The organism is Motilimonas eburnea (genome assembly GCF_021295345.1).
GTDB classification, from domain to species: domain Bacteria; phylum Pseudomonadota; class Gammaproteobacteria; order Enterobacterales; family CBDFNC01; genus Motilimonas; species Motilimonas eburnea.
Genome location: NZ_JAIMJB010000022.1, coordinates 39,958 through 57,553, shown reverse-complemented (window position 1 = coordinate 57,553; position 17,596 = coordinate 39,958). Strand labels below are relative to the sequence as shown.

16 protein-coding genes are annotated in these 17,596 nt (G+C 47.0%); 5 read left to right on the top strand and 11 right to left on the bottom strand.

Annotation, left to right across the window (positions count from 1 at the left end; translation table 11 throughout):
- Positions 1–73: 73 nt before the first annotated feature.
- The 3 genes from K6Y21_RS18055 to K6Y21_RS18045 form a co-directional block, all read right to left on the bottom strand.
- On the bottom strand, positions 74–2,062 hold the full coding sequence (locus tag K6Y21_RS18055; RefSeq protein WP_233073279.1) for an NERD domain-containing protein kinase family protein: 1,989 nt from the start codon (positions 2,060–2,062) through the stop codon (positions 74–76).
- Positions 2,063–2,254: 192 nt separating this feature from the next.
- Positions 2,255–3,367 carry a hypothetical protein gene (locus tag K6Y21_RS18050; protein ID WP_233073278.1) on the bottom strand — a complete coding sequence of 371 codons (1,113 nt, stop codon included), beginning with the start codon at positions 3,365–3,367 and terminating at the stop codon, positions 2,255–2,257.
- 256 nt (positions 3,368–3,623) lie between these two features.
- On the bottom strand, positions 3,624–4,259 hold the full coding sequence (locus K6Y21_RS18045; RefSeq protein ID WP_233073277.1) for a glutathione S-transferase family protein: 636 nt from the start codon (positions 4,257–4,259) through the stop codon (positions 3,624–3,626).
- A gap of 153 nt (positions 4,260–4,412) precedes the next feature.
- Here K6Y21_RS18045 and K6Y21_RS18040 point away from each other — a divergent pair, with 153 nt between their 5' ends.
- Positions 4,413–4,979: a TetR/AcrR family transcriptional regulator gene (locus tag K6Y21_RS18040; RefSeq protein ID WP_233073276.1), complete on the top strand. Its 567-nt coding sequence runs from the start codon at positions 4,413–4,415 to the stop codon at positions 4,977–4,979.
- Between the two features lie 300 nt (positions 4,980–5,279).
- On the opposite strand, the gene K6Y21_RS18035 is transcribed toward K6Y21_RS18040, so the two are convergent.
- The gene (locus K6Y21_RS18035; protein ID WP_233073275.1) at positions 5,280–6,806 is read right to left on the bottom strand and encodes a DUF3360 family protein; all 1,527 of its coding nucleotides are present in this window, start codon (positions 6,804–6,806) and stop codon (positions 5,280–5,282) included.
- A gap of 176 nt (positions 6,807–6,982) precedes the next feature.
- On the opposite strand from K6Y21_RS18035, the gene K6Y21_RS18030 reads away from it, so the two are divergent.
- The gene (locus K6Y21_RS18030; protein ID WP_233073274.1) at positions 6,983–7,870 is read left to right on the top strand and encodes a LysR substrate-binding domain-containing protein; all 888 of its coding nucleotides are present in this window, start codon (positions 6,983–6,985) and stop codon (positions 7,868–7,870) included.
- Here K6Y21_RS18030 and K6Y21_RS18025 read toward each other — a convergent pair.
- On the bottom strand, positions 7,867–8,298 hold the full coding sequence (locus K6Y21_RS18025; protein WP_233073273.1) for a hypothetical protein: 432 nt from the start codon (positions 8,296–8,298) through the stop codon (positions 7,867–7,869). The genes K6Y21_RS18030 and K6Y21_RS18025 overlap by 4 nt on opposite strands.
- A 465-nt stretch (positions 8,299–8,763) precedes the next feature.
- Here K6Y21_RS18025 and K6Y21_RS18020 point away from each other — a divergent pair, with 465 nt between their 5' ends.
- Together K6Y21_RS18020 and K6Y21_RS18015 are read left to right on the top strand one after the other, a co-directional pair.
- A complete protein-coding gene (locus K6Y21_RS18020) occupies positions 8,764–9,612 on the top strand; it encodes a Tim44 domain-containing protein (protein WP_233073272.1) in 849 nt (282 codons plus the stop codon).
- A 132-nt stretch (positions 9,613–9,744) separates the two neighbouring features.
- Complete coding sequence (locus tag K6Y21_RS18015; RefSeq protein ID WP_432758006.1) at positions 9,745–11,145, top strand: hypothetical protein; 1,401 nt, start codon at positions 9,745–9,747, stop codon at positions 11,143–11,145.
- Position 11,146: 1 nt separating this feature from the next.
- Here K6Y21_RS18015 and K6Y21_RS18010 read toward each other — a convergent pair whose 3' ends face one another.
- Positions 11,147–11,779, bottom strand: a complete 633-nt coding sequence (locus K6Y21_RS18010) for a hypothetical protein (protein ID WP_233073270.1) — start codon at positions 11,777–11,779, stop codon at positions 11,147–11,149.
- Between the two features lie 183 nt (positions 11,780–11,962).
- Here K6Y21_RS18010 and K6Y21_RS18005 point away from each other — a divergent pair, with 183 nt between their 5' ends.
- On the top strand, positions 11,963–12,205 hold the full coding sequence (locus K6Y21_RS18005) for a TIGR02647 family protein (protein ID WP_233073269.1): 243 nt from the start codon (positions 11,963–11,965) through the stop codon (positions 12,203–12,205).
- On the opposite strand, the gene K6Y21_RS18000 is transcribed toward K6Y21_RS18005, so the two are convergent.
- The 5 genes from K6Y21_RS18000 to K6Y21_RS17980 all read right to left on the bottom strand — a co-directional run bounded on the left by K6Y21_RS18000 (position 12,202) and on the right by K6Y21_RS17980 (position 17,593).
- Positions 12,202–12,765 carry a DUF3833 domain-containing protein gene (locus tag K6Y21_RS18000; RefSeq protein ID WP_233073268.1) on the bottom strand — a complete coding sequence of 188 codons (564 nt, stop codon included), beginning with the start codon at positions 12,763–12,765 and terminating at the stop codon, positions 12,202–12,204. The genes K6Y21_RS18005 and K6Y21_RS18000 overlap by 4 nt on opposite strands.
- Positions 12,766–13,278, bottom strand: a complete 513-nt coding sequence (locus tag K6Y21_RS17995) for a chalcone isomerase family protein (protein WP_233073267.1) — start codon at positions 13,276–13,278, stop codon at positions 12,766–12,768.
- 69 nt (positions 13,279–13,347) lie between these two features.
- Entirely contained in the window at positions 13,348–14,469 is a 1,122-nt protein-coding gene (locus tag K6Y21_RS17990) for an HlyD family secretion protein (protein ID WP_233073266.1), read from the bottom strand.
- Between the two features lie 342 nt (positions 14,470–14,811).
- On the bottom strand, positions 14,812–16,170 hold the full coding sequence (locus K6Y21_RS17985) for a glycosyltransferase family 2 protein (RefSeq protein WP_233073265.1): 1,359 nt from the start codon (positions 16,168–16,170) through the stop codon (positions 14,812–14,814).
- Positions 16,163–17,593 carry a TackOD1 domain-containing metal-binding protein gene (locus K6Y21_RS17980; RefSeq protein WP_233073264.1) on the bottom strand — a complete coding sequence of 477 codons (1,431 nt, stop codon included), beginning with the start codon at positions 17,591–17,593 and terminating at the stop codon, positions 16,163–16,165. The genes K6Y21_RS17985 and K6Y21_RS17980 overlap by 8 nt, the downstream gene beginning before the upstream one ends.
- Positions 17,594–17,596 lie beyond the last annotated feature (3 nt).

The window sequence follows — 17,596 nt, the reverse complement described above, 5'->3', positions numbered from 1 at the left end:
GAGCAAGCTCAGGTCCCACAAGGCTAGATAGCATCTTGTGGGACCGCAGCTCGCTGCGGGAATAGGTTTAATGTCATTCACTAATGCTCGCTAACACATCTTGCATATCAAACAGTTCAATGTAGTTTTGCCCTGGCGTGAGGCTGATTTCAAAATTCAGCACTTCGCGACACACTTGCTTTAATTGATCGTCCATTTTTTCACTATCAAAGTCATCCACCACGGCGATCAGTTGCTCGGTAGAGTGCTTACCCACCAAGCCATCTTCGGATAACACATCAATAAAGCTGGCAACTAAGCCGTACAAGTCTTTTTCCGCGCTACCTTCTAGGCGCCATAGGGTTGGGTCGGCATATTGTTGGGCATATTGACTGGTGGCGACATCCCAACCAATACCAAAGTTAACCAACACGGCACGTTCACTGTTGCACACAATGTTCTTGGGGCAAATTGCACCATGAAAAATATCCAAACTGTGCAGGTATTGTAACCCCGTTAACAGCTGCACAAACCAGCGTACAGGCTGGCCCGGCACGATCTCGGGTAACTCGTCTAGTGTATGGCCTGGGATCCAAGCTCGGGTGATATATAAGTCTTGGCTGGTGCCTAATTGGCCAAAGGTGATCACCCGCTCGATATGGGGGTGATACAAGGTTGATAAACTGCGAAACAGGTTACTCAACTGAAACCATTGTGCATCCACATTGCGATAAAGGGATAAAGCACAATCATATTGACCCTGAATATGTCGCGCCTTCCAAAGCTCGGTATCGGCAGTAAAGTTGAGCAAACGTTCGAGCTGATAGTGGTGATCGATCACAGCGCCATTTTCGGCCTTCACATCCACCATGTCAGGATCAGGATAAAGGCGACGATAGGCTATCACGGCCGCGATGTCGGAACGAATGGTATCCAAATCACTCATGCGCCCTAGTGCTGCTTGCTTGAACCATTGACTAATGCGCGGCTCAAGGGTGGCCATGGCGGTTTGCTCAAAAATGCTCGCAAACGCTTTAATATCTTCATTAAAGCCCACGTTATCCTTGATATCGATAAATTCCACGGCGCCATCATCGGCCACAAACACGCAGTTTTTATCCCAACCACCTACTGTCATGCCTCGGCGGTGAATTTGCTGCAGTGAAGACACACCGCAACGCAGCACTTCTAAGATTTGATTAATATTGAGCTTGGCCGGGTCGAGTTCGCTCACTGGCTCGCCTTTAGGCATACGCACAGGGAGTACAAGTTGCTCGCCATCTTGGATCAAGGGCGCACAATAGGGCACACCCGAGCATCCCGCTAACGTTTGTAGGCGGTAGAATTCTTTACGCAGTAAGTTCTCGTGAGTAACTTGCATGGCTTTATCATCAAATGCCGACGGCACGATAATTTTAAGTAGCCAAGGGGCACTCCAGTCGCCCGGGCTATATTGCGCCTGCCACACTTCTAGGCCGTGTTGAATAAATAAACATTTAGTTTTTTCAAAGTCTTGGATCTTGTTATTACGCTGCTCCACCACAGCCACTTGGCCCAAGGTATCCAATACTAACTCTCGTTGTTTTTTGGTCACCGGATATTTACGCGGCGCGGTTAATCCCCACTCTTTGGTCAGCGCGGCAACAATCTGTTGCGGAGTGTAGATGGAAAGAGAACCATCGCTTTTTTCTAACGCGATTTCATTTCCTTTGCGACCCGTGACAAACACCATGCCTTGGCACCAAGGGGCATAGACGCCCACAGGAATTTTATGCTTAAGCTTGCCTGATAACACGCGCGCCACATAATTCGCTTTAGCTAGGCTGTTATCTACGTTCCTGCCATCTAACGCCCAAGCATGTTGCCCGGCTTCAAGACAGCCGATGTAGCCTTTCACATCAACCACATACACACCCCATTCACCAATGACTAAGGCATCGACTTCAAGGGCTTGGCCCGATGGGGTGGGAATTTCAATATTGGTCAATAAAACATAATCTGAGGGGAGCTCATCGCTCAGTAATTTAAATGCCCAGCGCTCGGCCTCATTAACCGGTTCGCCAAAACTTATCTGTTTTGCCATGACAAACTTCCCTGTTGCGATAGATAAAAATTTGAGAGCTTGAGCTTAGCATATTGGTTTTCGTCGGAGAACACTTACATCAAGCGCGAACACTGCGCCTGATGATGTGCAAATCCGCTAGGAGAAAATGCGCTTAAGCGCAATGACACTTTGCCATGACGCTTAAATTAAGGTGCTTAAATCGCAAAACACTTAACGCATTGAGGGGGGCAATTTTAGCGAGCCACATTTTAGATCGACCCATAAGCTCCTGACCGTCGGATCAAACCAGCGGCTAATAGTGTGTCTAATGATCACGAGCAAGATGGTCGCTATAATCACACTGAGCCAAAGCTCACTCACCCAAGCCAACAACAAACTAAGTACAACAATCGCGATTAAACTATTGCGGATAGAGCGTAATCGACTGAAGTGGTGGGTGTTCAAGATCAGTCTTTGGGGTAAGTAGCGTTGTAGGCGAACCAAGGCATGGGCTTTGACCGTAGGATTAAGAAACTCAATACGAGCAACCTGCTCAACACCGTATTCAATGGCAATCACGTCACTTGAATGGTCGCTTTTGATACATGTGATGTCTGAATAAGGGATCTCCTTTAGCTTACCATGAGACGCGGCCAAGATTTGTTCCCACGACCCTTGGTTTTGATAAAGGTGCTGCACCTCGTCTAGGTGCTTTTTATGGATCGACAAGGCGGATAAGCATTGCTCGTTCAGCACCACTAAATAGCCATCCTCAACATCAAGCCAGCTATTCTCACTGTAAAAGCCTTCTGGCAGATAGCCTTTTGGCTCACGGGCGAACAGCAAGGTGAGCAAATAATACAGCATGACAGTAGCAGGGATGATAAACATGGCCAATCGTAATGCACGCCGTACAGTAGATTGCGAGGTCAGTTGTTCATTGATCTTAAATGGGGCCATATTGATGCTAGGATCGGTGGCTTGATACCAAATCTCTAATTGCTGTTGACCAGCAAATTCAGTGTATTGTTCAGCCGTCAACGCGATTTCACCAAAATACACTTGGTTGGCGACCGAAAAATCATAGCGTAAATAATACACATCGCGTGTTTTGGTTTTGCCATTACGCCCTTGATACTGCTCAACGTCTTGGTATAAATCGGTGATTGAGCCCTGTGTGGCTTGATGATACAGATACAGAGATTGTGCTTGTTTAAGTTGGCTGTCTTGCATCGAAACCCCCACCACGATGGCTAACACCGAGATCAAGATACAACACATTTGAATGATGCGTTTTCGCTTCTGCCCTTGCGTTAATAGCTTCTTAGCCATAGCTTTGGCCATTCCCTTGCCCATTAATGATTAAAATATTGTTATGGGCATATTTTAACCAATTGAAATGCAAATACCGCTCAATGCGACGAACGGTAAGGTAAAAACGCCTTACCCAACAAGCTGAATAAAGCGCCCTTACCAACAATAATAAGACGAGAGACCAATGCTAATATAAAGTATAAAATATTTATCTTTTATATAATCGTAATTTAGCAAAACCTACCAAAAGGCATGAAAGCACTGATAGTGAGAGCTCGCTCTCAGTTTAGGCGAGCACCCGCTCAAACCCGGCCATACCACGTACCCGAGCGATATAATCGTGGATCACGCTATCTTGCTTTATCACCGCCAACTCTGCGGGTAACAGTGTGACATATTGCAAGGTAGGCACTAATAACGCATCAGCGATACAAAATTCATCACCGGCAATAAAGTCATGTTGTTGTAATTGACGCTCAACCACAGCAACAGCCTGCTCCGCATCGGGTTTACGCCTTGCCATTCGCTCTAGGTTAGGGTTTTCAACCAGCCCATCCATACCGACAAATTCAAGCAAATAACGTCTTATAAGCAGCCTGTCTATGTCCCCTGCTGCTAGCGTTGCCCACATATCTTGTACGGCTTGAACCTTAGGATCGGCATCAATTAATGCTGCCCCTTGAGGTTGTTGCGCTAAATAACGGCAGATGGCCAAACTTTCCGCTAACACAAGATCGCCATCAAACAAGATAGGCATCTTGCCAAAGGGGTGTAATTGAAAGTGCTCAGGGCTTTTCCATTTGATTAAGCGCCCCTGAAACTCACCCCCGATTTGATAATCGACTTGTTTTTGTAAACACACTAGCTCAACACTGCGCACAAAATTACTACGCTGATCGCCATAAATCGTTACCTTACTCATTTGCTATCCTTTTGTCGTAAACGTCCAGCCTGATTGCCAAACTGTTACTAGAGTAAAAAGCATGACAATATGTTCAAGAACATATTTTATGATTATTTTAATATCCTAATTTCAGTTCCGGTTAACCAAAATTGCAATCAGCGAGGAGCGAAAATGCCTTGGCAAGCAGATCATAAACAACAAACGCGGCAGCGCATTTTACACAGTGCAGGAGCCCTGTTTACGGAGCAAGGCTTTAAACAAGTGTCGATTGATGATGTGATGCGACACGCCAAACTCACCCGAGGGGCGTTTTATCATCACTTTGCGTCTAAGCAAGCCCTCTATAGTGAAGCTATCGTGTTTTTTGCCAAGCACGCTTCACAAGCCAGACGCCAAGGTGCCACTTCACTTTTGGAAATCATTGAACGATACCTTTCTCTTGAGCATGTGAAAGGTGAGCAAAGCCCTTGTCCGCTGGCTTTTTTAATATCTGATATTGGCTTGCAAGATCAGCAAGCCAAACAAAGCTACGGCCGCGTATTTGACGGCTTAGTGCAGCGCTTAAGGGATACGGCGGCAGTCAGCCACACCCAAGCGATGCAAGCAGCCATTAGCATGGTGGGCGCCGTCGCCCTGGCGCGCTCAACCCAGTGTGAGGAGCAAGCAACCAAGATATTGGCCGCAGCCCGCACTAACACACTTAATCTATTAGGCTTAAGCAGTGAGACATCCTGTTAATAATGCAAACAAGCGTTAAGGATAAATTAACCTTATATCAACATTCTTGATAAGACTAATAAGCTTAGTAAGGTAATTAAATTACTACTTTATTGACCTAGATAGGTATTTTGATCCGGCATCAGACTACATCTGTAACTCAATAACAGCTGTTCATCGCCCTACGGCAGCATAAAACCTAACGTAAAAAAGGCAATTTGCCACTTGGGGAATGGGCTGAAGCCCTAGGGCCTTAGTTTTAGATAAAAAAAAACCTTGGCACTTGGCCAAGGTTTTAATAAGGCATCACAGATGAGCTGATTAAATCAACTTAGGAATGCCAGGTAACATACCGACTGCCGCCATGGCGATAGTACAAATAACAAACGCAAGGCCCGGTACCACAATGCGATCCGCAAACGACAGTTTGGTTGCACGCTCTTTATCACCAATCAAACCATTGTTGTCGAGTAACATGGTTAATGCCCAAGCAAATACAGGATTAGCAACAAAGGCGGCAAAGATACAGATACCCGCAGACTGGCTGCTCTTAGTGTCTTTAACCATTTGCATACCCGCTTCCAGTAGCGGTAAGAATACACCTACTAACAATGCGATAGACATAACCGGACGCCATACAGTGACATCCATTGGGTAACCTAAGATAGCAACGATAATACAAAGAGCACCCAGCAAGATAGCACCAGCAGGAATTGGACGTTTGGCGATGGCCGCAGGGATCATGTAAGTACCCCAGCTTGATGTAATGTTACCACCACCAACAGCGGTACCTACGATTTGACGCACCGAACAACAAGTCATGGTGTCATCCACGTCCATCAGTACTTTTTCAGTCTTCTTCGGATAGTTCAACTCTTGGAAAATACGGTGACCTAGGAAGTCAGGCGACCACATGGCAACCGCCAAGATAGCGAACGGTAAAGAAGCGATAAAGTGCTCTAGGTTAGGTAAACCAAGCTGCCAACCGGTTTCCGTAGAGCCCCACCAGTAAACAGGGTTCAGGTTCGGTAGACCCGGCTCAGTGACAAATTTAAGGTCAAGACCCGCACCTAAACCAAGTGCAACGACAATGGCCGCAATCGCACACAATGGAATGGCTAACCAGCGTTTACCGATACGCGCTAGGTAGGCGTAAATAACGATGTTAATGGCGAGGATAATAAAGGCCACGTGACTCAAGCTGTAATCAAGGGCATGGGCCGTTTGTAAACCGGCAGACCAATCAAATAATGACGTGATCTGGCTTTTTGCCCCCATAAACCCGAGGAACACCAGTAATCCCCCAGCAACCCCATCACTGGTGAGATTAACCAGCTTCGAGCCCCCCTTAAAGTAGGCTAGTAACAAACCAAATATACCGAGTAGGATTGCCAATGCCAGTGGGTGAGCACCCGCTAACGCAATCGCACCAATTAGGGGAATCATTGGCCCGTGGTTACCGGCCAAGTTGGCTTTCGGGTTAAAGAAACCTGAGCCTAAAATACAAAATAGTAATGCAGGGATCAGCATTTCAACGCGAACCACCTCAATGGCAAATTCTGCCCCAAGGTTAACGTGTTCCCATTTAGCTGACAGGCCACTGGCCCACGCTTGCATTACCGCCGAGTACATCACGGTAATACCAATCGTACCGGCAATCGCTGGCACTAGGTCTTCCCACTCAAAACGAAAATCACGACCCGGCAGGTTTAAGCCCCAGCGGCGTGGCTTCATGATTTGTAATTCATGATCTAAGTAATCTGAGCGTGAAGCAAATTCAGAAGCGGGCTTGTGGAGCTCCTGATATGTTTTGCCTGCTTCAGCATCAGGTTTTGCTGTGTCAGTCATAACGTCCTCGACTATTTCAATATAAAAACGGTACTATCGGTAACGAATTGCAGTATGTTGCTAAATCCGCTGCAAAATCCTTTGCCATGCCGATATTCTGTGACTGTAGAGACTACTGGAGCACAGGTAAATTAGTTAAACAAGTTTTACTGATTAAGTATATAATTCTTTTTGATATGAAATTTTCTCTAAAACAAATAGCTATTTTCGATGCCATCGCCGATACCGGTAGCGTAAGTGCGGCCGCAACCCGTATTGCCATTAGCCAATCAGCAGCCAGTATGGCACTGCAACAACTCGAACAGCAGGTGGGAACCTTACTGTTTGATCGGCAAGGTAAACGCTTAGTATTAAATTCCTGGGGCTTGTGGCTGAGGCCGCGTGCTAAAGCCTTGTTGCAAGATGTCCATCAAATTGAAATGGGTCTCAATGCTAAGCACTCCCTCAGTGGCCAGCTCAAACTGAGTGCCAGCCAAACCGTGGCGGAAAGCTTGATCCCCAGTTTAATCAGTAACCTCGACAGTAACTTCCCACAAATCCAAGTGAAGCTAGAGGTCAAAAATAGCCAACAAATCATCCATGATGTGCGCAGCTTTAATATCGACCTCGGCGTCATTGAAGGCCGCTGTGATGACAGCCGTATTCATCAATCCTTATGGTGTGAAGATGAGCTGATTATCGTCGCTGCCGCCACCCACCCCTATTCTCGTCAAGAGGAAGTCTCATATAGTCAGCTTGAAGCCAGTAAATGGGTATTACGCGAGTCAGGCTCAGGCACGCGAGACGTATTTGATGCTGCCATTTTTGGTAAGTTAGAACATTTAGATGTGATCAAAGAATATGACCATATACCAACACTGATTGCGCTGATTGCAGCAGGTGAATACATCAGTTGCTTACCCGCCCGCAGTTGCGCCAGCGGGATCCAACAAGGCCTTTTAAAGCCCCTTAATATTAAAGGGTTAAGCCTTAAACGTCATTTTTCTTTTATTTGGCATAAAGACATGAACGACCATGCTTTACGGGATTGCTTAATCAAAGAAGCCAAACGGCTTATCCGTTAGGCCAAAAAGTCGAACAAGGTACCCACCTGACGACTCGTGCCAGCGCCTGCGCCGCCAAATAAACTGTCGGCCTGCTGGTTAGCATAGTCTTTGATGGCCAACTGCATTTCATTCACTAATTCATCAAGCTCTTGCTGCAAGGGCTTTAGCTGATCATCTTTTTCACCTGATGTCAGCGACGTATTGTAACGAACCTCAGCCATCGACTGCTTGACCCTTTGAATACCTTCTAAAATGGTTTCCCGTGTGGAGGGAGCAGCTTCCTCTTGATCCGTCTCGGGCAAGGTCGTTGCAGGTGAGTCTGGCTTAACCAAACCAGCCTGGGGAGCTTCAGCTTGAGATTGTGCCGCATTAGCCTCTGCCTGTTGCCGTTTTAATTGCGCCAGCTCAGCTTGGATCCCAATACTATGATAATCGTTTAATTTCACCTCATACTCCACTATATAAAACGGCCAATGCGTCAAAAACCCGACAAAACTCATTGGTAAAGCCTTATCAGCGAAATAAAGTAAGCAATATTCATACCCAACTAGGTATAACCTCAGCTTTGGTTAACTGAGAGTGGTGGTCAGCTTGTGCTTATATTTTTCGCCGAGCAAGCTCGTCTCCCACAAGGAAGCAATCCATGCAGCTGTGTAGAACGCTTTGTAAGCCGCGGCTCTGTGGGAGCTGCAGTCATGCAGCGATTAAATTAAGGTGTTGCTTAACCAAAGTTCAGGTAGTTATAGGTAAATATAAGCAAGCTCAGGTGCCACAAACTCACAACCACAGGCAATCCTCGTGGTCTCCCTATATCGCCCGTCGTATAAAAAATAGCCGCAAATGGTAATTGACATATAATGTCTCAAAGTTATGATGAGGCCACCTCTATTTAAATTGAGAAAACCCTACAAATGAAAAAGTTTTTTATGATGTTCGCGCTGATTTTTGCAGTCGGCCTTGGCGCTAGCCCAGACGTTGAAGCCAAAAAATTCGGCGGCAGTAAATCCTTTGGTAAAAGCCACAAAACTGCACCGGCTCAGCCAGCATCACCGAATAAACCTGCAACCACCCCTGCTACCAACCCAGGTAAAAAAGGCCTAATGGGCGGCATGCTAGGTGGTTTGCTGGCCGGTGGTTTATTAGCCGCATTGTTTATGGGTGGCGGCTTTGAAAATATCCAAATCATGGATATCTTAATCATTGCCTTAGTGGCGTTTGTGTTATTTAAAGTGTTCCGAGCGGTGATGGCATCCAAAGCAGGAGCACAGCAACGCCCCGCTTATGCAACAGGTCAAAGCCAAGATCAGTTCCGCCAACAAGCAGACCAAGGTGGCTTTGCTAACAGCGGCAATGGCGGCTTCGCTCAAGCGGCAAGCGATGTCCCCTTTGATTTGCCACCCGGATTTGATTTACCTGCGTTTTTAGAAGGCTCTCGCAGCCACTACAAAACCCTGCAACAAGCTTGGAACGACAACGACCTGAGCAAGATCCAAGAGTACGTATCGATTGAGCTATATAACGAACTCAGCCAACAGCGTCGTGAGCTGGAAGGCGCACAGCATACCGAGGTGATGTTCTTAGACGCAGAGCTAGTACGCGCAACCCACAATGCTAGCCTAGCTGAAGTGAGCGTTAAGTTTAGCGGTCGTTACCGCGACACGGTGGAAGGCGTTGAAGAAGACATTAAAGAAGTATGGCACTTAGAGCGCAACCTAGCGCAAGCTAATGCCCCTTGGTTAATCGTCGGTATCGAGCAATAAGAGCGACGTTCAATCCATCTGTTGTTAACGAAGCCCCTTTATAGGGGCTTTTTTGTTAGCAGTGCTAACACACTTAAGTTACATTAAAATGGCAGAGCAATGAGATTGTGGTAACAGAGGAGAATGATTGGATTGCAGCCACTGAGCTTTAAAAGCCACGAAAAACTGTCGATCAAGCTAACTCACCAATTAGCCAAGGGCGAGCTGCGTCGGCTAGACCTGTTCTTTTCATTACCCAAAGAGATGGGGATTAATCGCAACACCCTCAGTGAAACCGATTACTTTAATTCCGCCATCACCGGCCAGCGAGCTTATTACACCCAGGGCTTACATTTACCCTTGCTGCATACCCGTTTTGCAAGTCGAATGAAACGCTCACCGGAAGAATACCGCACCAACTTAAACCTGTTTGCCTACCAATATATAGTGGCGTTAGATACCGATATCGCCGAAGCCTTGGTGTTAGAAGACAGTGAATACACCCATGCGTTTTACGATGCCGCCATTGTGCTGGCTGCAAACAGTGTCACCATCCTCAAAAAAATGCGCCGTAATGCTCCCAATGATGTGAAGTTAAACTCCATCTTTGAGAACGTAGACAATTATTTATCTTGGTACACAGAGCAAGCATTACTGGCCATGCTGGCTAAAAAGCCCCGTCAGTCAGATTACAGTCAACAACGCAGCGATTTGTTGGCCATTTGCCAACAAGAAAACCAATATCGCTTAGACCTTAACTACAACTCCACGGCCACCCTCAACGACCCGAACCGCATATCCAACAAAATGCGCTTATTACGCCGTTTGATTGAACATGGCGTGGTGTTTCGCGAGCACACCACCGCATTAGGCAATATCACCAAAAAAGTGGTCACCGGGGTCGCGACTTCTTTAGTGATGATAGTCGTGCTCACCTTAATCATTAAAACCCAAGGCGCCCTCAGCGGCCTCACTTCGGCGATGATCTTAACCCTGTCGGTGATTTACGGCATACGTGAAGTATTTAAAGAAGACTTTCGTAATATCCTGTGGCGCTGGATCCGACGTGGCAAACCTAAGTGGTTGCGCACCTTAAAGGACTCGGTTAATCAAACAGAAATGGCGAAACAGCGCATTTGGCTCGACTATATTCGCTCGGCTAAATTGCCCCAAGCAGCCAAAGAGCTCTTGGCCCGCCGCCATAGTCAAAATCAACAAAGTGCCGTATTGCTGCATTATCGTTTGGAAACCAAGGTCGCCAATGCCGAATTCCAGCCCGGCTATGAAACCTTAGAAGAAAACCTGATCTTTAGCCTGCGCCCCTTCGCGCGATATTTAGAGCGGGGCCAAGGTAAGTTATACGAGCAAAACAACGACAAGATCCAAAAGACCTCGATAGAAAGGCGTTACCAAATCAATGTGGTGGTGGCCATCAACCAAAACAGTCAACAAGCCCAATTTGAACGCTATAAAATCACCCTAAATCGCTCGGGGATCGTCGACATTGAACACGCCGGCTCATACCAGCCTAACGCCGAAGAAAAGCCAAAATAAGTTAGCGTCGATAAGCTTCCAATAATTTCATAAACAAGGGTTTAGCCTGGTCGAATAAGGGGTTCATCTCCACCACACCTGAGTTTTTGAGGTAGCGCCCCACGGTTTGATGGTTGGGCCGAAACACAAAGCTGTAATGATGAGGGCGCTCTTCAATGCCAAATTCATCTTCACTTAAATGCACCGCATTATCTGAATAAATTTGAAACACCTTGAGGATCTTCTCCATGGTTGGCGATACCAACTCCGAGCGCGCCATGGTGGCGCCTTGCGCGTTAGAAATAAGCACTTCAAACACATTAGAACGATAAGCCACCAGAGAATACAATTTGCGGATTTGGTTACGCGTTGGCGGGCTCGCCGCATGAATTTCCCCTCGCAGGCAAAAGCGTAATAAGCGCAGTTCCGCCATCAACTTGATCAAGTCCACTTCGTTCCATTGCTTGCCCGACTCAGGCGGGCCATACATCACGGTCACAGCATCAACATGATTACGGCGGCGATCGGGATACCAGCGTTGTAAATTAAGCATGCGTCCATCAGGCAGAATAAACCCCACATCTTTGGCCGCAGTGGACAGACCAAAATGGTCGATTAAGACTTGCGTTTTTTGCTCTGGTGACAACTCTTGCATGGTTTCGCCTCTGATTCGCAAAGTGCTGATAATCAAACTATAAAAGCTATGCAGTAAAAGCAAATGTGATCGAGAATAATTGTGAATAGTTACAGCTTATTGGTAATTTTTGACGTAGCACAGCGTTTTATCTGCCTAAACTGTTTACTGTGACTACAACTTATAGCCTATTGAGGAAGACATATGAAAGGCGCTGACATCATTTCCGCTGAATTAGTAAACGACTTAAAGATCCTCTCTTGTTTTAATACCGACAACCACGAACAGGGCATTAAAATTCACAGTGACTGCGCTCCCGAACTGGCAGCGGCAGCCAAACGACTCTTCGACAAAGGCTTAATCAGTCGCGATGACGGCGGTTACCTGACCGACCTAGGGGTCACCACCGCCGAGCATTTAGAGGCGTTGTTACTTTCGCTTCGTTAATTGTCATTCATTACTGAGGGTTGCAAGCTAGGCTTAGGGTCTAGCTTGCGAATAGACAAGATCACCTCACCCACTTCAAAGCCCCATTTCACTATCTTGCTGCGATTGATGATTTCTCGCTCGGATACCTGATACATCCAGTCATCAAATTTTACCTCGTATTCGGTGCCGTCAACCGTTAACACCAAATCATAAACCCAATGCAGCGCATTGCCGTTACTGCGGCCTTGAGCGGTGCCGATAATGTCTCCTGCGGTGCCTGTGTATTGACCATTACCCAGATCGGTAATGCGCCAAGTGCGTGTGGTTTTTTCACCATCATCAAACACAAACCATTCTTCTAACACCCCTTGGTTATCTTGCCAGGTGCCCAGTAACTCAACGGTAAAAGTGCGGGTAACCACACCGGAGCGATCAATCACCACACCAGCGGCTTCTAATTCACCAGTGAAAAACTGCTGCAAGTCGAGTTGAGGTTGTTTGTTATCGTAATCACTGAGCTGCTGGCTGCTGCAGGCAAACAGGAGCAAGCTGGTCAATAGCAAGGCAAAAATACGCATTTAGAGGGCTCCTATCAGTTGTTGACGCAAGTCGGGGCGGCTCGTTTGTTCAGATAACCAGATGGCAATAAAGGCATTGGCGAAGTCGCCCCCTTCAATTTGACCCAGCAAGCGATTGTTGAAGAAAAATTGGCCCTCACTGGGTGAACTGGCCACAAAAGTGAGCACATCTCCATCTTTAACATCAGGCCAAAGCTGGGATAATTGTGCTAGCCACTTTGATTGCTCAGGATGGTTAAGACCAAGGTGCTGCCACTGATCTTGGGTCGCACTGACAAGATCGTCACGATCAATGTTTTTGTGATACTTGATTTGCAGCGCAACGGGATATTGCTGTGCTTGGTAACGCCCTGTCGGGCTGTATAAAGTGGCATCGTACAAGGTAAAAAATAACCAATCCATGGAGCCACTGCCTACCTGCTTTAAACCTTGTAAGGGTGAGGCGCTGACGGGGCTGGCGATAATAAGTGCAAGCCAAAGCGCGGTAAATAATGTGGCTGCTCGATGTTTCATTCAATCTTCTCCTTTGGCCGTTGCTGTTGTCTTATACGAAGCGAACCAAGGGGAAGATCTTAAATGCGCCTAACTCCACAGTAAATTCCACCAACGTTGCCACCAACTTTCAACGCGCCCTAGCCACTCACCTTGACTCGTCCCTTGAAAGTGAAAGCGCACCGTCACCGGCAGGTTTTCGATTTGTGCATCGATTAAACGCTCAGGTTTAATGGTGACTTCAAGGGCAGCATTATCCCGTTGAAATGCGGTGCTCAAGCTATCGGGGATCATCGCCGCCATCACGGTGGGCGCACTGACCTGACCGGCCACTGTTTTTCCATTGGGCAAGATAATGGTCACGGCTTGGCCGATATGGGAATAATCAAGGAATTTAGCCGGTAAGTAACTGATAACCTGCTGATTTTTAGGCTGACTTAGGAGCACTAATGGCGAGGTATTGGTAACAATGTCACCTTGCTTTACAAACACATGATGCACGGTCGCCGCGCGAGGCGCTTGTAGGTTTAACGCCGCTTGCTGTAACTGCAACAAGTTGATTTGTTGGTTAAGGTCACGCATCAAATTGGCAATGGGGCCGGTGATGGATTCGTTATAAAATTCGCGCTTGGCATTATCCAGCGCATACTGGCGATCATGAACCAGTATCCGAGCTTGAGTATATTGGTTACGAATTTCCGCCATTTCCGCTTCGTTTAATACCCCTTCGCGGCGTAGCGCGTTATATTTGGCCAGCGTCGCCCCTTGATCGGACAACCCCTCCTTCGCCGCAGCCAATGCTTTTTCCAAGCTTCTTAACAGCACCGAGCTGCGGTTTTGTTGCCGATTATGTAAGCTGGCCAGCTCAGTGGCTAACAAGGCTTGCTGACCTGTTAGACTTTCGCTGGATAGCTGGATCAAAGGCTGCCCCGCCACCACTGGCTGCCCCGGCTGCACTAAAATCCGCTCAACAATCGCTCTATCACTGGAATATAAGATTGCCGCATCGGTATTAAGCAACCCCTTAGCTTTCACTATGATGGTGTCATTAGCCAATTGGTACAGCATAAACACCACAGGGCTGATCACCACCAACAAGATAGCATACCAACGCAACCTAAAAACCTTACGCTTATCAGAGGCATAGATAACCTTGACGCCATTGTCCACATCAGGCTGACGTTGTTTTGGAACTGAAAACTTAATGTCCATCTTGCCCCCCTGTTGCTCCGCTCTGTTGCCTTATTCAATCTTCACATTAATACAGCAATGCCAAAAGTTATCGCTGCATGACTGCAGCTCCCACAAAACAGCTGCCTCCACAGAGCTTAGAACTTATTTCCTCGCTTGATGACCCGCTAAAGAAGAGTGCCATACTTTGCTTCTTCCCTACTTTATGAAACTTAGAACTTATTTCCACGTTTGATGACCCGCTAAAGAAGAGTGCCATACTGGGGGGATCCAAAACCCCAATATCGATCAGAACTTATTTCCACGCTTGATGACCCGCTAAAGAAGAGTGCCATACTTCACTTCTTCCCTACTTTATGAAACTTAGAACTTATTTCCTCTCTTTATTACCCACCAGGGCGCCATACTGGTTTCCTCGTGACCGCGAGCCAGTAGTTCATAAAGCGCCGCTATCATCGACCAGATCTTGCGAAAGAAGGCAAACAAGGGATAAACCGGCGACCAAAGAAAAATCCACAGCTCTTGTTCACGCCGCTCGGAAATCAAGAAGTAATACAGAGCAAGCAACAGCATGGCTTGGCCTAGATAAAGAAAATAAACAAACAACAACACGCCCCATACATAAGCCGCGGGATAAATTACAAACAACCAAATGGTAAAGAGAAAAATCAAAAACGGCAGGATCACTTCCTGCAACACCCCGTAAATCACAGTAAAAAGGAAGTTTTTTAATCCCAACAACCGCAATCGAAAGCTTTGCTTATGCTTACGCAAGTATAAAAACAGCAAGTCACCGTCCCAACGTAAACGCTGCTGGCGAAAAGACTTAAAGGTGTCAGGTACATCGGTAAAACCGATGGCATGGGGCTCAAACGGAATATATAAATGCGGGTGGCGACCAAAATACGCTTTGATCCGCATGGTTAAATCTAAATCTTCGGCGGTATGGGTATTCCAGCCACCTATTTTTCGCAAAAAGTCGCAGCGAAAAGCGCCAAATGCCCCCGAAATATTATTCACCATATTCCAACGTGCTAGCCCCGTTTTAGCACATTGAATCGACATCATGTATTCTAAGGTTTGCAGCCGTGTTACCCAGCTCTCCCCTTGATTGCGTACCTTTAATGCTCCTGCCACAGCAGGCACATTGGGATCCTGAAAGTGCTTCACCATTAAGGCCACAGTTTGGTTATCAAACGAGGTATCGCCATCTGCATTCATGATGATGTCACCCCGACTCACATGCAGTCCCGCATTTAACGTCGAAACGCGCCCACCGCGCTGCCATTTTGGTAATACGCGGTAACTGCGATTGGGGTAGCGCCTAATTTGATTACGATTGGCTTGAATAAACCATCGACGGCATCCCATGGCCGCTTGATAGGTGTGCAAATTTTGCTTGGCACCATCGATCACCGCAATGATTTCAATGTGGCCCGCGTAAATTTGCTCGGCAAAACTCAAAATGGTTTTTTCTATGTCTCGCCCCTCGCCATAACAGGTAATGATCACCGAAACCCTTGGCGAATAAGTGCTGGGCGCTCGCAAGAAAGCCTGACGATGGCGATACCAATTGAGCACACCAAACACCACCACCAACAACAAAGACAGCTCAAGAAAAATAAACGCCGGTAACAGAAAAGCCGTGCGCTGACCATCAATGAACGCGCTTAACCAAATTTGACTTAAAAACCCCCAAAGGGCATTGAAGGTATCAAGCATCACCGGATACCTCAGACAATAGCCGCGTCAACAAAAAGTCGGCATTATCCCCCTCTTGCAGCTCGGTTGGCGCATGGAACGATGACACGGCCATGGCTAACGCATCCGTACCTTGCACTAAAGAAGACAGCTGCTGCATTTTTTGCTGCACCACCGTCAAATGATCAAAAGGTAGATTAGGTAACAAAAGGAGGTAACTGTGGTCTTGGTACTGACAGATCACATCCGTTACCCGTAAGCTGTCTTTGATTTGCGCACCTAATTGGCTGATTATGCGATACACCTGAGCGGCACCTAATTGCTCAACCGCTTGCTCTACACGATTGAAGCTTAAGCATAATAAGGCAAACTCAATTTGATGGCGTCGACTCAGGCCCACTTGCCAATCCACTAACCAATGTAAGTAATCGCGAGATACTTGTTCACCTAAATCCAAACTAAAGCGCTCATCTGAAGCGACTCTTAATCTGAACTTGGTCTTATCCGTGATTTTGAAAGATTGGATCTGAGCGATATTTAAATCACTGGGGTCGTTTTCATGATCACAATGTAAACAACGCGCCACCACCTTAGCCTCAATGAAAAAGGCCCCGCAATGGTTACATTCCATATTCTCTAAAGGCCGATCATAATCTGTACCAATATGGCGTAAGGCAGTTGAACAATTAGGGCAAACCAAGCGTCCACCCTCCATAAAGGTTTGTTGCTCACCCACATGGCCGCAAGTAAAACAATGTATCGCCGACTGCTGTTTAATATCAATACTGCTGCACTGCGGACACAAATCTATATAGTTCAGCGTGTTATGACTGCAATGAGTACACTGGCGAACGCGGTCGATTAAACTCACAGGCGCAAGCAGTTCATCACGCACGGCTTGGCGCAAAAAGAACAGGCTGTCGCCTAAGTCAAACAACTCGATCAGGGGATAGCGATAACTGAACGCTGAGGCCAAATCTCGCTCAGGCTGTAATAATTGCTCACCACGCAAGGCCAAATAAGCCAGTAAATGATCTTGTGGGTTTTGCATTTTTTCCAGCTCAGGGAAACTTTGATACGCCTGCTGCCATGCGGTTAAAGCTGCAATCAAGGCGGCTTCATCGGGTAAGCGACCATCCAAAGGAAAGCGGCACGGCAAGTTGGAAAAAACCAATTTAAGTGCCGAATTGGAATGCTGACGGATCACAGGGAGCGCTTCATCTGCGCCATGTTGACAGAGCAAAATAGCCACCAGCGAGAGCTCGCCAAGAGCATCATAAAACGCCGCCATATTCACCACCACTTGCACGCGAAAGCGCGCTGAATATATCTGCTGCGGCTCGCCCAAACACAAAATGGTCGGCTTATTGTTGTCCTCAAGGAATGCTTCGCCGGCCTCGTCTACACACAGCAATGCGGGTACTTGATTAGCTGGATCTGACATAGG

Excerpts from the sequence above, each read along its gene's own strand:
- K6Y21_RS18055 (WP_233073279.1), bottom strand. The coding sequence starts at position 2,062 with ATGGCAAAACAGATAAGTTTTGGCGAACCGGTTAATGAGGCCGAGCGC.
- K6Y21_RS18050 (WP_233073278.1), bottom strand. The coding sequence starts at position 3,367 with ATGGCCAAAGCTATGGCTAAGAAGCTATTAACGCAAGGGCAGAAGCGA.
- K6Y21_RS18045 (WP_233073277.1), bottom strand. The coding sequence starts at position 4,259 with ATGAGTAAGGTAACGATTTATGGCGATCAGCGTAGTAATTTTGTGCGC.
- K6Y21_RS18040 (WP_233073276.1), top strand. The coding sequence starts at position 4,413 with ATGCCTTGGCAAGCAGATCATAAACAACAAACGCGGCAGCGCATTTTA.
- K6Y21_RS18035 (WP_233073275.1), bottom strand. The coding sequence starts at position 6,806 with ATGACTGACACAGCAAAACCTGATGCTGAAGCAGGCAAAACATATCAG.
- K6Y21_RS18030 (WP_233073274.1), top strand. The coding sequence starts at position 6,983 with ATGAAATTTTCTCTAAAACAAATAGCTATTTTCGATGCCATCGCCGAT.
- K6Y21_RS18020 (WP_233073272.1), top strand. The coding sequence starts at position 8,764 with ATGAAAAAGTTTTTTATGATGTTCGCGCTGATTTTTGCAGTCGGCCTT.
- K6Y21_RS18010 (WP_233073270.1), bottom strand. The coding sequence starts at position 11,779 with ATGCAAGAGTTGTCACCAGAGCAAAAAACGCAAGTCTTAATCGACCAT.
- K6Y21_RS18005 (WP_233073269.1), top strand. The coding sequence starts at position 11,963 with ATGAAAGGCGCTGACATCATTTCCGCTGAATTAGTAAACGACTTAAAG.
- K6Y21_RS18000 (WP_233073268.1), bottom strand. The coding sequence starts at position 12,765 with ATGCGTATTTTTGCCTTGCTATTGACCAGCTTGCTCCTGTTTGCCTGC.
- K6Y21_RS17995 (WP_233073267.1), bottom strand. The coding sequence starts at position 13,278 with ATGAAACATCGAGCAGCCACATTATTTACCGCGCTTTGGCTTGCACTT.
- K6Y21_RS17990 (WP_233073266.1), bottom strand. The coding sequence starts at position 14,469 with ATGGACATTAAGTTTTCAGTTCCAAAACAACGTCAGCCTGATGTGGAC.
- K6Y21_RS17985 (WP_233073265.1), bottom strand. The coding sequence starts at position 16,170 with ATGCTTGATACCTTCAATGCCCTTTGGGGGTTTTTAAGTCAAATTTGG.
- K6Y21_RS17980 (WP_233073264.1), bottom strand. The coding sequence starts at position 17,593 with ATGTCAGATCCAGCTAATCAAGTACCCGCATTGCTGTGTGTAGACGAG.